This is a genomic window from Pseudomonas helleri (assembly GCF_001043025.1).
GTDB classification, from domain to species: domain Bacteria; phylum Pseudomonadota; class Gammaproteobacteria; order Pseudomonadales; family Pseudomonadaceae; genus Aquipseudomonas; species Aquipseudomonas helleri.
Genome location: NZ_JYLD01000009.1, coordinates 111,675 through 124,707, shown reverse-complemented (window position 1 = coordinate 124,707; position 13,033 = coordinate 111,675). Strand labels below are relative to the sequence as shown.

The 13,033-nt window shown below is 56.9% G+C and carries 11 protein-coding genes and 1 pseudogene; 8 read left to right on the top strand and 4 right to left on the bottom strand.

From position 1 onward, the window contains the following. The first annotated feature begins 48 nt into the window (after positions 1–48). The 3 genes from TU84_RS16010 (at position 49) to sbcB (ending at position 2,548) form a co-directional block, all read left to right on the top strand. Positions 49–423: a tetratricopeptide repeat protein gene (locus tag TU84_RS16010; protein WP_048370606.1), complete on the top strand. Its 375-nt coding sequence runs from the start codon at positions 49–51 to the stop codon at positions 421–423. 208 nt (positions 424–631) lie between these two features. Beyond that, complete coding sequence (locus TU84_RS16005) at positions 632–991, top strand: PilZ domain-containing protein (RefSeq protein ID WP_048370604.1); 360 nt, start codon at positions 632–634, stop codon at positions 989–991. 105 nt (positions 992–1,096) lie between these two features. Beyond that, the gene (gene sbcB / locus TU84_RS16000) at positions 1,097–2,548 is read left to right on the top strand and encodes an exodeoxyribonuclease I (RefSeq protein ID WP_048370602.1); all 1,452 of its coding nucleotides are present in this window, start codon (positions 1,097–1,099) and stop codon (positions 2,546–2,548) included. A gap of 78 nt (positions 2,549–2,626) precedes the next feature. Here the strand turns inward: sbcB and mvaT are convergent, their stop codons facing one another. After that, a complete protein-coding gene (gene mvaT / locus TU84_RS15995; RefSeq protein ID WP_048370601.1) occupies positions 2,627–3,004 on the bottom strand; it encodes a histone-like nucleoid-structuring protein MvaT in 378 nt (125 codons plus the stop codon). Positions 3,005–3,352: 348 nt separating this feature from the next. Here mvaT and purU point away from each other — a divergent pair, with 348 nt between their 5' ends. Together purU and TU84_RS26305 are read left to right on the top strand one after the other, a co-directional pair. Then, positions 3,353–4,201: a formyltetrahydrofolate deformylase gene (purU, locus tag TU84_RS15990; RefSeq protein WP_048370599.1), complete on the top strand. Its 849-nt coding sequence runs from the start codon at positions 3,353–3,355 to the stop codon at positions 4,199–4,201. Positions 4,202–4,336: 135 nt separating this feature from the next. Further along, positions 4,337–4,510: a hypothetical protein gene (locus TU84_RS26305; protein ID WP_164488146.1), complete on the top strand. Its 174-nt coding sequence runs from the start codon at positions 4,337–4,339 to the stop codon at positions 4,508–4,510. 13 nt (positions 4,511–4,523) lie between these two features. On the opposite strand, the gene TU84_RS26765 is transcribed toward TU84_RS26305, so the two are convergent. Further along, positions 4,524–5,288 (bottom strand): methyl-accepting chemotaxis protein, encoded by a 765-nt coding sequence (locus tag TU84_RS26765; RefSeq protein WP_371928888.1) that lies wholly within the window; start codon positions 5,286–5,288, stop codon positions 4,524–4,526. Positions 5,289–5,381: 93 nt separating this feature from the next. Continuing rightward, positions 5,382–6,413: pseudogene (locus TU84_RS26760) on the bottom strand (cache domain-containing protein); the annotation flags it as partial. 195 nt (positions 6,414–6,608) lie between these two features. Here TU84_RS26760 and TU84_RS15980 point away from each other — a divergent pair. Beyond that, the gene (locus tag TU84_RS15980) at positions 6,609–8,087 is read left to right on the top strand and encodes a helicase HerA-like domain-containing protein (protein ID WP_048370593.1); all 1,479 of its coding nucleotides are present in this window, start codon (positions 6,609–6,611) and stop codon (positions 8,085–8,087) included. 62 nt (positions 8,088–8,149) lie between these two features. Here TU84_RS15980 and TU84_RS15975 read toward each other — a convergent pair whose 3' ends face one another. Continuing rightward, on the bottom strand, positions 8,150–8,602 hold the full coding sequence (locus tag TU84_RS15975; protein ID WP_048370590.1) for a DUF721 domain-containing protein: 453 nt from the start codon (positions 8,600–8,602) through the stop codon (positions 8,150–8,152). 307 nt (positions 8,603–8,909) lie between these two features. Here TU84_RS15975 and secA point away from each other — a divergent pair, with 307 nt between their 5' ends. Together secA and argJ are read left to right on the top strand one after the other, a co-directional pair. After that, positions 8,910–11,663, top strand: a complete 2,754-nt coding sequence (gene secA, locus TU84_RS15970; protein ID WP_048370589.1) for a preprotein translocase subunit SecA — start codon at positions 8,910–8,912, stop codon at positions 11,661–11,663. 114 nt (positions 11,664–11,777) lie between these two features. Continuing rightward, on the top strand, positions 11,778–12,995 hold the full coding sequence (argJ, locus tag TU84_RS15965) for a bifunctional glutamate N-acetyltransferase/amino-acid acetyltransferase ArgJ (protein ID WP_048370587.1): 1,218 nt from the start codon (positions 11,778–11,780) through the stop codon (positions 12,993–12,995). The last annotated feature ends 38 nt before the right edge of the window (positions 12,996–13,033 follow it).

The following is a 13,033-nucleotide window of genomic DNA, read 5'->3' as shown; positions in this document are numbered from 1 at the left end:
AAGAATTTGCCGGCGGGGTCGATACACTGTTGAGAACAGGAGATGCCCATGCGCTTTTTGCTAATTTTAGTGGTGGTCAGCAGTGTTGCTGGCTGTACCCGCTGGTCAATGAACCATCACTTGAACAATGCCTACCGGGCGTATGACGGTGGTAATTGTGAAGCGGTGATGCTGGAGCTGTCAGAGGTAGACCGTGACAGCCGAAGCCGTCCTTATATCTGGCCGCAAACAGCAATGTTGCGCGGGCTGTGTCTTGAGCGTACAAAGTTTTACCTGGATGCCGCCCAGACCTATCAATACATCATCAACGAGTTCCCGAAGAGCGAGTACGCCTATCGGGCCAAGGCTCGGATCGAAACGCTGCGTATTCTCAAGTTCATTCCTGGCCCCAGTCAGGCTCAAGCCCTGCCGGCGAAGATTTGAGGCGTGTTGAGTGCGCGCTACAGGGCCATAATCCCTGCGTGGCGGGATCTTGGCGGTAATTGATGGCGCATAGCCATCACTCGATTATTTATTGACTATGCTTTATCTGAATCGGTACGCAACACCGTAAGACTCAGTGCCTGGTCGGCAGCCCTTTGGCGTGCGGCCTTCCGGGCAGTTACCCCGGGCCTTTACAAGTGAATTCAATATGGTTACTGAGCGCCGCATCCAGCGTCACGAATTGACATCTTTTCTCAAAGTCTTCAATCGCTTCACGGACAAGCCCATGGGGTATTTGGGCAATGCCTCCGAGGGCGGTCTGGTGTTGATCAGCCACTTGCCTCTGCTGGTCGAGGCCGACTTTCAACTGCGTTTCAAGCTGCCCGGCAGTGATGGCCAGGTGCACTTGATCGACCTTGTTGCCCGGTGCCTGTGGTGCCGTGAAGATGTCACGCCCAACGTCTATGACTCCGGTTTTATCCTCTATCAGCCGCCTGAGGAATACCTCGCGCTGATCGACGACCTGCACCACTATTTCAGCTTTTACCCCAGACAGGCCTCTGCTTGACGGGCTGGCGCAGACGAGACCAGCAGCTTGCCCTTAAGGCTTCGGGCTGGTCTTGCCTGGCGTTGAACGCCTAGACTGAGTGGGAATACTGCTCAGGAACACCCCGTGACTTCCATTTTCTGGTACGACTACGAAACCACCGGCATCAATCCGCGCAACGATCGTGCGGTGCAGGTTGCCGGGATCCGCACCGACTTTGCGCTCAACGAGATAGACCAGCCGCTCAATCTGTACTGCCAGCCCAGCGACGATATCCTGCCGCACCCCATGGCTTGCCTGGTTACCGGTATTACGCCGGGCGTTCTGGAAGACAAAGGCCTGGGCGAAGCCGAGTTCATGACCCGCACCCATGCGCAATTGGCGCAGCCAGGCACCTGCGGGGCGGGCTATAACACTTTGCGTTTTGATGACGAAGTCACGCGCTACAGTCTGTATCGCAACTTCTTCGATCCTTACGCGCGTGAATGGCAAGGCGGCAACAGTCGTTGGGATTTGATCGATGTTGTGCGTGCGGCGTATGCGCTACGCCCTGAAGGCATTGTGTGGCCCGAAGAAGACGGGCGGGTGACGCTCAAGCTTGAACGTTTGACGGCCGCCAACGGCATTGATCACGGCCAGGCACACGATGCGCTGTCCGATGTGCGTGCAACCATTGCATTGGCGCGTCTGATCCGTGAAAAACAACCAAAACTGTATGACTGGTTATTTCAATTGCGAACTAAACAGCGGGTGCTGGATCAAGTTCGATTGTTGCAACCGATGGTGCATATCTCGGGGCGTTTTTCGGCGGCGCGGCATTATATCGGTGTGGTTTTACCCTTGGCCTGGCATCCCAAAAACCGTAATGCGTTGATTGTCTATGACCTGCATTTTGATCCGCAGCCTTTAATGGACATGGAGGCTGAATCGCTTCGTGCGCTGCTTTATACGCGGCGCGAAGAATTAGCCGAAGGTCAATTACCCATTGGACTTAAGCTGATTCACGTTAATCGTTGTCCGGTCGTCGCCCCGTTAACTGTTGTGCGTGCGCAGGATCAGCAGCGTTTGCAGTTGGACATGGCGGATTATCAAGCACGTGCCCAGGTGCTGATAGAGGCCCAGGAAGTTTGGCAGCAAAAGTTAAATGTTATTTATGCCCGCGAAGACTTCACTCCCAGTGAGGACCCGGAGCAGCAACTGTATGACGGTTTTCTCGGTGATCGCGACCGCCGGTTGTGCGAGCAAGTACGCTTAAGTGATCCGGAACAGTTGGGTAAAGATACGTGGCCTTTTGATGACGAACGGTTGCCTGAATTATTATTCCGTTACCGCGCGCGAAACTTTCCAGCGACCTTGAGTGAGCAAGAACAGGAGCGTTGGCAGCAGTTTTGCCAACAGCGTTTGACCGACCCGGCCTTTGGTGCGCCGTTGACCCTGAGCCAGTTCAGCGAGGCCGTAGAAGGCCTGGCGCGCAGCGCAACGCCTGCGCAGTTGAAGCTCTTGGAGCAATGGCAGCGTTACGCTCAGGACGTGAGCCGGCGAGTAGGGCTGGCAACTCCGGGCACTGAAACGGACTAAATGACGGGCAATAAAAAAACGCCAGCAAGCTGGCGTTTTTTATGGGTGTTGCTGAACACGCGAGGTGTTCGCAATCACTTAGCCGAGCAAAGTTGCCCAGCCTTCAACCACGTCGCTGCCCCACTTGGCTTTCCACTCTTTCAGAGTTTTGTGGTTGCCACCTTTGGTTTCAATCACTTCGCCGTTGTGCGGGTTTTTGTATTGTTTAACCTTACGGGCACGTTTGGTGCCGGTGGTTTTAACAACACCACGTGGTGCTTTGCTTGCTTTGGCTTCTGGGTCCAGCAGCGCGATGATGTCACGCAGCGACTTTTGGTATTCGCCCATCAGCGTACGCAGTTTGCCTTCAAATTCCAGCTCGGTTTGAAGTTTGTCGTCTTCCGACAGGTTCTTCAGGCGAGCTTGCAGTTCTTTGATGGCTTCTTCTGTTGCGCGGTATTCGTTGATCAAGGACATGAGGCTTACCTTATGCTGAAGTGGTGACAGGGAGACAGTGGCGCAATAATAGTCAGACAGTTTCAGCAAGTAAATATCCAATGTCAGATTAATTTAAATTTTTATTCATTAACTTTTGTCAGTCTGCACTATGTAGCCGGTTAAATAGGTCGATACCCAGGCTTAATCAAAGTCATTAATAAATAGTATCAACGGATCGATAAATTCAATGCAGGCCACGGCGCTGTTGGCGTCGACGCTTTTGCACCGCGACCCCGTGGCACAGGCAATAAGGCTCAACGAATACTGTAGTTTTGCTGCGCACTCGCTAGAATGGCGGCCTTAGTAAAGTTTTGGAGTTTTCCCCTCATGCGCACTTTTCGGTTGGTGATCGCCTGCCCCGACGGCGTCGGCATTGTCGCCAAGGTCAGTAATTTCCTGGCCTCCCACAATGGCTGGATCACTGAAGCGAGCCACCACTCGGACGACCAAAGCGGTTGGTTCTTTATGCGTCACGAAATTCGTGCCGACTCTTTACCGTTTGGTATTGAGGCGTTTCGCGAGGCATTTGCCCCGATCGCTGAAGAGTTTTCGATGCAGTGGCGTATTACCGATACAGCGCAGAAAAAACGCGTGGTATTGATGGCCAGCCGTGAATCTCACTGCCTGGCAGACTTGCTGCACCGCTGGCACAGCGATGAGCTGGACTGCGATATTTCGTGCGTTATCTCTAACCACAATGACTTGCGCAGTATGGTGGAGTGGCACGGTATTCCGTTTTATCACGTGCCGGTTGACCCGAAAGACAAGCAGCCTGCGTTTGCCGAAGTCTCGCGTCTGGTCAAACACCACGAGGCTGAAGTTGTGGTATTGGCGCGTTACATGCAAATTCTGCCGCCCGACCTGTGCAGCGAATACGCCGGTCAAGTCATCAACATCCACCACAGCTTCTTGCCGTCTTTTGTGGGTGCCAAGCCTTATCACCAAGCGTCCATGCGCGGTGTGAAGCTGATCGGCGCGACATGCCATTACGTTACCGAAGAGCTGGACGCAGGTCCGATCATCGAGCAAGACGTGGTTCGCGTTAGTCACAGTGACAGCATTGAAGACATGGTGCGTTTCGGCCGTGACGTCGAGAAGATGGTGCTGGCCCGTGGCCTGCGTTATCACCTCGAAGACCGCGTCCTGGTGCACGGCAACAAAACTGTCGTGTTCTGATGCGAGAAGGTTTTTGTGGGAGCGGGCTTGCTCGCGATAGTGTCTGCCCGGTGCGTCTGACAAACCGAGTCGTTTGCATCGCGAGCAAGCCCGCTCCCACGGATTTTCTACAGATTGGACGCTGGAGGATTCGCCATGCCTGATCCACTCGACAAGGCTACCTCCAGCGCCCCGGCCACGGTGGGTGAGGGCTGTTTGAGTCGTTACGACCCGGACGCCCTCAGCCCCGAGGATGGCACTGATTTTCCTGACGCCGCCAGGCTTTGGGAGCAACTACAGCAAGACGCTGAAGCTGACCCCAAGCCGTAAGGCCATTTATTGCTTAGAGACGGAAACTGCCCACCAATTGCTTGAGGCGAGCGGCCTGTTGTTCGAGGTCGGTGCAGGCGCGCAAGGTGGATTGCAGGTTTTCAATCCCTTCCTGATTCAGCGTATTGATCTCGGTAATGTCCATGTTGATCGACTCAACCACCGAGGTTTGCTCTTCGGTTGCGGTCGCCACGGACTGGTTCATGCCGTCAATCTCACCAATACGTTCGGTCACGCTGACCAGCCGCTCACCGGCCAGGTTGGCGATTTCGACGCTGTCTTCGCTGTGGCGCTGGCTTTCATCCATGGTGCTGACCGAGGCGCGGGCGCTGACTTGCAACTCTTCGATCATCGCCTGGACTTGTTGCGCTGACTCTTGAGTGCGGTGTGCCAGGTTGCGCACCTCATCGGCCACCACGGCAAAGCCGCGCCCGGCTTCTCCGGCGCGGGCCGCTTCAATGGCGGCGTTGAGGGCCAGCAGGTTGGTTTGCTGCGAGATGCTGGTGATCACTTCGAGGATCTGCCCAATATTCACGGTCTTGCCGTTGAGCGACTCGATATGGCCACTGGACGTGCCGAGCATTTGCGACAGTTGCTGCATGGAACTGATGCTGCGCTCAACCACTTGCTGGCCTTCGGTCGCCAGGCCGCGGGCGTCGCTGGCCTGTTGTGAGGCCTGGGCGGCGTTGCGGGCGATCTCTTGGGCGGCGGCGCCCAGTTCGTTGATGGCGGCGGCAACACTGTTGGTGCGGCTGGCCTGCTCGTCGGAGTTGAGCATTGACGAGTTGGAGGCGCTGACCACGCGCAGGGCCACTTCGTTAACCTGCGCGGTGGCGGATGACACTTCGCGCATGGAGGTGTGAATGCGCTCTACAAAGTCGTTGAACGCACTGCCCAGGGTGCCGAACTCGTCGTTGGAGTTTACGTCGAGGCGGCGGGTCAAATCGCCTTCACCTTCGGCAATGTTCTGCATGGCGCGGGTCATGACGTGCAGGGGCTGCAACAGCAAGCGGATCAACAGGCCGAGCAGGGCGATGATCGAAATCACGGCAATCACTGTGGCAATCACCGCCGATGTCCGGAATGTGTTCAGTGCGGCAAAGGCCTTTTCTTTGTCCACGGACAGACCGATTGACCAGTTGACGTTCCCCAGCCCTTTGACCGGGGTAAAGGTCACGATCCGGGTTTTGCCGTTGGCCTGGATTTCGCTGAACGCGCTGCTGATGGGCGGCGTGTCCTGCGGGTAAATATCCTTCAGGTACTGTGTGACCAGGGTTTTGTCCGGGTGAACCAGGACTTTGCCGTCGCCACTGATCAGAAAGGCATAGCCCAGGCCATTAAAGTTCAAGGCATTGATGGTGTCCGTGATGGTTTGCAGGCTCAGGTCAGCACCGGCCACGCCCAGTGTCTGCCCGGATTTTTTCACGGCGCTGCCAATCGAGATGATCATCTGCCCGGTGACCGCATCAATGTACGGTTCGGTCAGGCTGGCGCTGGCGCTGTTGACGGCGTCCTTGTACCAGGGGCGGGTGCGCGGATCGAAACCGTCGGGCATTTTGCTGTCAGGGCGAATGGTGAATGCGCCCTGGTTGTCACCAAAGTAATCGGCCATGAAGGTGCTGGTCAGCGCCTTCTGCTCCAGCAAGCTGGCGGCTTGGGCGGGCTCGGGGTTGATGGCCAACGATTGTGCGAGGTTTTCGACCAGCAAAATGCGCCCGCCGAGCCATGTTTGAATGGTATTGGCGGTGACACTGCCCATCTCATGCAGGTAGTTGTCGAGGTTGTTGCGGATGGCATTGCGCTGCAAGTAATCGTTGTACAAGGCAAAGAGTGAGAACGCGGCTATGACAATCAGGGACGCAGCCAGCAGGATTTTATGACTGAAACGCAGGTTTTTATTCATGGCTAGAAGGGTCCGCTAAGTTCTATAAATGTGAGGCCTACACGCTGTAAAACGCGCACTCTACAAATCACGGCTAGAACAGAAGCGATTTGAGTATTTATAAGTGGGCTTTCCTACGCTAAATCAGGAATTTTCTGGTCTAGCATTAAGAGGGTATCGACGCGGACCCGTGAAAGATTAATCAAAGGTGGCAAAATGCCTGACTCTTCTGCTCTTGTACTCGGCGCTGACCTTGCGGGTCAGCCCATTGCTCAGTCGTTACGTTTGGCCAATCGCCATGGTTTAGTGGCGGGTGCCACGGGGACCGGTAAAACCGTCACCCTGCAACGTTTGGCTGAGCAATTCAGCGATGCGGGGGTTGCCGTGTTTGCCGCCGACATCAAGGGCGACCTGTGTGGGCTGGGCGCGGCGGGCAATCCCCAAGGCAAAATTGCGGAGCGCATTGCCAGCATGCCGTGGCTGAATTATCAGCCCAAGGCGTACCCGGTCACCCTGTGGGACATCCAGGGCAAAACGGGCCATCCGTTGCGCACAACCCTGAGCGAAATGGGGCCGTTGCTGCTGGGCAGTTTGCTTGAGCTGACCGACAGCCAGCAGTCTGCGTTGTACGCGGCGTTTAAAGTGGCTGATCGCGAAGGCTTGTTGCTGCTGGACCTCAAAGACCTCAAGGCGCTGCTCGGGCATTTGCGTGAGAACCCGGACGTGCTGGGCGAAGACGCAGCGTTGATGACGACGGGGTCCAGTCAGGCGTTATTGCGCCGTTTGGCCACGTTAGAGCAGCAGGGCGCCGAGTCGTTGTTTGGTGAGCCTGCGCTGCAACTCGAAGACCTCTTGCAGCCTGCCAGCGATGGCCGTGGGCGCATCCATTTGCTGGATGCCAGCCGCCTGGTGCACGAAGCGCCCAAAGTGTATGCGACCTTTCTGTTGTGGCTGTTGGCTGAGCTGTTTGAGCAATTGCCGGAGCGTGGCGACGCCGACAAGCCCTTGCTGGCGCTGTTTTTCGACGAGGCGCATTTGTTGTTTGCCGATACGCCCAAGGCACTGCAAGACCGTTTGGAACAAGTGGTTCGGTTGATTCGTTCCAAAGGTGTAGGCGTGTACTTTGTCACGCAATCACCGGCGGACTTGCCTGACACGGTGCTGGCGCAATTGGGTTTGCGCATTCAGCATGGATTGCGTGCGTTCACCGCTAAAGAGCAAAAGTCGCTGAGGGCGGTGGCCGACGGGTTTCGCCCGAACCCGGCATTTAGTGCCTTGGCGGTGTTGACCGAACTGGGGACCGGCGAGGCGTTGGTGGGCATGCTCGAAGAAAAGGGCACGCCAGCGATGGTTCAGCGCGTATTGATTGCGCCGCCGCAGTCGCGCATCGGGCCGCTGAGTGAGGCTGAGCGGGCGGCCTTGATTGCCAGTTCGCCCTTGCAGGGGCGTTATGACAAACCCATAGACCGCGAATCGGCTTACGAAGTGCTGCAGGCGCGCAAGGGTCAGGCGCCAGAAGGGCAAGCACCTGCGTCGCCCCATGAGCCGAGCTTGCTGGATCAGGCGGGTGAGTTTCTGGGGACGAGTACCGGCAAAGCCCTGCAATCCATGGCACGCCAGGCCGCGAGCCAGATGGGCCGTCAATTGGTGCGCGGGTTATTGGGGTCGTTGCTGGGTAATGGCAAGCGTAAATGAAGCGGCGGTCCTGCGGCCCGTATCGCAGCCTCGTTCCTCGTCAGCGACTACAGATGGTGGGTTTATTTTGGGCGGGCATGGCTGGCCAGGCGTTCAAGGGCTGCGCGCAGGGCCGGGTCGCTGATGCCTTCGGCGGTGGCCTGGATGGTTTGCCCGGCATCCACTGACAGGTCATGGGTGTGCCCGCCGACTTTGGCTTGCACGGTCGGCGGCTGCACTTTAAACAAAATCCGGGTCAGGCTGGCGAACTCGTCAAAGGCCTGCAATTGACGCTGCAGGCGTTTTTGCTGGTAGCGCAAACGCGTGGCCCAATGGCCATCGGTGACGATTAACAACAAGCTGCCTTCACGCCAGGACGCCACGTGGCAATGTTCGCGGGCGGCAGGCTGGAGTTGGCTTTCAAGCAGGCGTTGCAGGTGCGCAAGGCGCTTGGCATGGCCGAAGATGGCTTTTAGGGGCTTGGCCTCGCGGAGCAGAACGGCGGGTGCACGTGCTGGGTGTGGGCGAAATGCCATGATCAAACACCTGAGAAAACTGAATGGCAATCCTAGCAGAAACCGCCATTTCCCTCGACACAGACCTGAAACGGTTAAGTTTATATGCAAAATCAATAGGTAACTTCTTCACTGCATGGGTTGAAGTTCCGCAAAAAGGCCTTATTTTAGTCAGGCCCCGTCACAACGCTGTACCAGTATCGTGGAATAACGCCACTTTCCTCACCGCCGTTTCCGGGTAGAATGCTCGCTCGCATGCGGCCATCAGGGCTGCTCGGGCGACTCTCGGGGCCGCCCTCCATCCCTATGTGTGGAAGATCCTGCCGATATGTTTGCGCCTTTGTTAAAGAAACTTTTTGGAAGCAAGAACGAGCGCGAAGTTAAACGCATGCTCAAGACGGTACAGGTCGTTAATGCCTTCGAAGAGCAAATGGTTGCTCTGAGTGATGAGCAATTGCGCGCCAAGACCGAAGAGTTCAAGGCCCGCATAGCTAAAGGTGAGACCCTCGATCAATTGTTGCCTGAAGCGTTCGCGGTCTGCCGCGAAGCCGGTAAGCGCATCATGGGCATGCGTCACTTTGACGTACAGCTGATCGGTGGCATGACCTTGCACGAAGGCAAGATCGCAGAAATGCGTACCGGTGAAGGTAAAACCCTGGTAGCAACCTTGGGCGTTTACCTCAATGCATTGTCCGGCAAGGGCGTGCACGTGGTTACCGTGAACGACTACCTGGCACGTCGAGATGCCAACTGGATGCGCCCGCTCTATGAGTTCCTGGGGCTTTCGGTCGGTGTGGTGACACCTTTCCAGCCACCACAGGAAAAGCGTGAAGCCTACGCCGCCGACATCACCTACGGGACCAACAACGAGTTTGGCTTCGATTACCTGCGCGACAACATGGCTTTCAGCATGGAAGAAAAATTCCAGCGCGAGCTTAATTTCGCTGTCATCGACGAAGTCGACTCCATCCTGATCGACGAAGCGCGTACGCCGCTGATCATCTCGGGTCAGGCCGAAGACAGCTCCAAGCTGTACACCGAAATCAACAAGCTGATCCCGCGTCTTGAACAGCACATCGAAGAAGTGGAAGGCGAGGTCACCAAGCCTGGTCACTACACCATCGATGAGAAGACCCGCCAGGTCGAGCTGAACGAATCCGGCCACCAGTTTGTAGAAGACATGCTGACCCAGATCGGTCTGCTGGCCGAAGGCGAAAGCCTGTACTCGGCGCACAACCTGGGCCTGTTGACCCACGTGTACGCTGCTCTGCGCGCTCACAAGCTGTTCCATCGCAACATCGAATACATCGTTGAAGACGGTCAGGTATTGCTGGTCGACGAACACACCGGCCGTACCATGCCGGGTCGTCGTCTGTCCGAAGGCCTGCACCAGGCGATTGAAGCGAAGGAAGGCCTGAACATTCAGGCAGAGAGCCAGACCCTGGCATCGACAACCTTCCAGAACTACTTCCGTCTGTACAACAAGCTGTCCGGCATGACCGGTACGGCAGACACCGAAGCGTTCGAATTCCACCAGATCTACGGTCTGTCGGTGATGGTTATCCCGCCGAACAAGCCGCTGGCGCGTAAAGACTACAACGACCTGGTGTTCCTGACCGCAGACGAGAAGTACGCCGCCATCGTGGCCGACATCAAGGACTGCATGGAAAAAGGCCGCCCGGTACTGGTCGGTACTGCCACCATCGAAACCTCTGAGCACATGTCCAACCTGCTGAAGCAGGAAGGCATCGAGCACAAGGTACTGAACGCCAAGTTCCACGAAAAAGAAGCTGAAATCATTGCACAGGCCGGTCGTCCGGGCGCACTGACCATCGCCACCAACATGGCCGGTCGTGGTACCGACATCCTGTTGGGCGGTAACTGGGAAGTCGAAGTGGCTTCGCTCGAGAACCCGACGCCAGAGCAAATTGCCCAGATCAAAGCCGATTGGCAAAAACGTCACCAGCAAGTGCTGGAGTCGGGTGGTCTGCATGTCATCGCTTCCGAGCGCCATGAATCGCGCCGTATCGACAACCAGTTGCGTGGTCGTGCCGGTCGTCAGGGTGATACCGGTTCCAGCCGCTTCTACCTGTCGCTGGAAGACAGCCTGATGCGTATCTTCGCTTCTGATCGAGTGAAGAACTTCATGAAGGCCCTGGGCATGCAGTCTGGCGAAGCGATTGAGCACCGCATGGTGACCAACGCAATCGAAAAGGCTCAGCGCAAGGTTGAAGGTCGCAACTTCGATATCCGTAAGCAATTGCTGGAGTTCGATGACGTTAACAACGAGCAGCGTAAAGTGATTTATCACATGCGTAACACGTTGCTGGCGGCTGAAAACATCGGCGAAACCATTGCCGACTTCCGCAAGGACGTGCTCGACAGCACGGTCAGCGCGCACATCCCGCCGCAATCGTTGCCTGAGCAGTGGGACATTGCCGGTCTGGAAGCCGCCATCGAAAGCGGCTTTGGGGTGAAACTGCCGATCCAGCAATGGCTCGACGAAGACGATCACCTGTACGAAGAAACCCTGCGCGAGAAGCTGCTGAACGAGCTGCTGGCGTCGTACAACGAGAAAGAAGAACAGGCCAGCGCGCAAGCCCTGCGCACGTTCGAGAAGCAAATTGTGCTGCGTGTTCTGGACGACCTGTGGAAAGACCACCTGTCGACCATGGACCACTTGCGTCACGGTATCCACTTGCGCGGCTATGCGCAGAAGAACCCGAAGCAAGAGTACAAGCGCGAGTCGTACAACCTGTTCTCCGAGCTGCTTGATTCGATCAAGCGTGATTCGATCCGTGTACTGTCCCATGTACAGGTTCGTCGCGAAGACCCGGTTGAAGAAGAAGCCCGTCTGCGTCAAGAAGCTGAAGAGCTGGCTTCGCGCATGCAGTTCCAGCACGCCGAAGCGCCAGGCCTTGATCAGCCTGATGCCATGGCCCAAGTGCTTGAAGGTGCAGACATCGCTGACGTCGACACGTCGTCCGAGCCGGTGCGCAATGACCAGAAGCTGGGCCGCAACGAGCTGTGCTACTGCGGCTCGGGCAAGAAATACAAGCACTGTCACGGGCAAATCAACTAAAGCCCGCTTCATTTGCTGAAACACCTGCGCCGCGACCGGCTTTAGCCGTCGCGGCGTTTTACCATTGAATTCCCGCCCATTGGCGGAACTGTCATCTCTATGTAGGAGCGCGTCATGGCTGTTGGTCTTGGTCCTTTGCCTGTTTTGCACCCGGTGGCCGGTTTTGAGCTGGGTATTTCTAGCGCCGGTATCAAGCGTCCTGGGCGTAAGGATGTCGTGGTCATGCGCTGCGCTGAAGGTTCGAACGTCGCTGGCGTGTTCACCTTGAATGCCTTTTGCGCTGCGCCGGTGATTTTGGCCAAGCAACGTGTTCAGGGGCCAGTGCGCTACCTGCTGACCAACACTGGCAATGCCAACGCCGGTACCGGCGAGCCGGGCCTGATCGCGGCCACACGCACCTGCGCCAAGCTGGCTGAACTGACGGGTGTGGATGCGAGCGCTGTGCTGCCGTATTCCACCGGTGTGATCGGCGAGCCGCTGCCGGTTGAGAAAATTGAAGGTGCTTTGCAAGCAGCGCTGGACGACCTGTCGGAGAACCATTGGGCCGAAGCGGCCACCGGCATCATGACCACAGACACCTTGCCGAAAGGGGCGAGCCGTCAATTTGAGCATGAAGGCGTGACCATCACCGTCACCGGCATCAGCAAAGGTGCGGGCATGATTCGTCCGAACATGGCCACCATGCTGGGTTACATCGCGACCGACGCCAAAGTGTCCCGCGACGTCCTGCAAAACTTGTTGCTTGACGGTGCCAACAAGTCGTTCAACCGCATCACCATCGATGGCGACACCTCGACCAACGATTGCTGCATGTTGATTGCCACTGGCAAAGCCAACCTGCCAGAAATCACCGAAGCCAGCGGCCCGCTGTTCGCAGCCTTGAAGCAGGCGGTGTTTGAAGTGTGCATGGACGTGGCCCAGGCCATCGTGCGTGACGGCGAAGGCGCGACCAAGTTCGTGACCGTTGAAGTGAATGGCGGCGGCAACCACCAGGAATGCCTGGACGTCGGTTACACCGTGGCTCACTCGCCGTTGATCAAGACTGCGCTGTTTGCCTCTGACCCGAACTGGGGCCGTATTTTGGCGGCCGTTGGGCGTGCCGGTGTGCCGGACCTGGACGTGAGCAAAATCGACGTGTTCCTCGGCGAAGTGTGCATTGCCAGCGGCGGCGCACGTGCGGCCACTTACACCGAAGAGCAGGGCTCGGCGGTGATGGCTCGCGAAGAAATCACCATTCGCATCGAATTGGGTCGCGGCACCGCCAGCGAAACCATCTGGACCACAGACTTGTCCCACGAGTACGTGAAAATCAACGCTGAATACCGTACCTGATCACTGCTCTACGCGAGCATGCAGGCCATGCTCGCGTA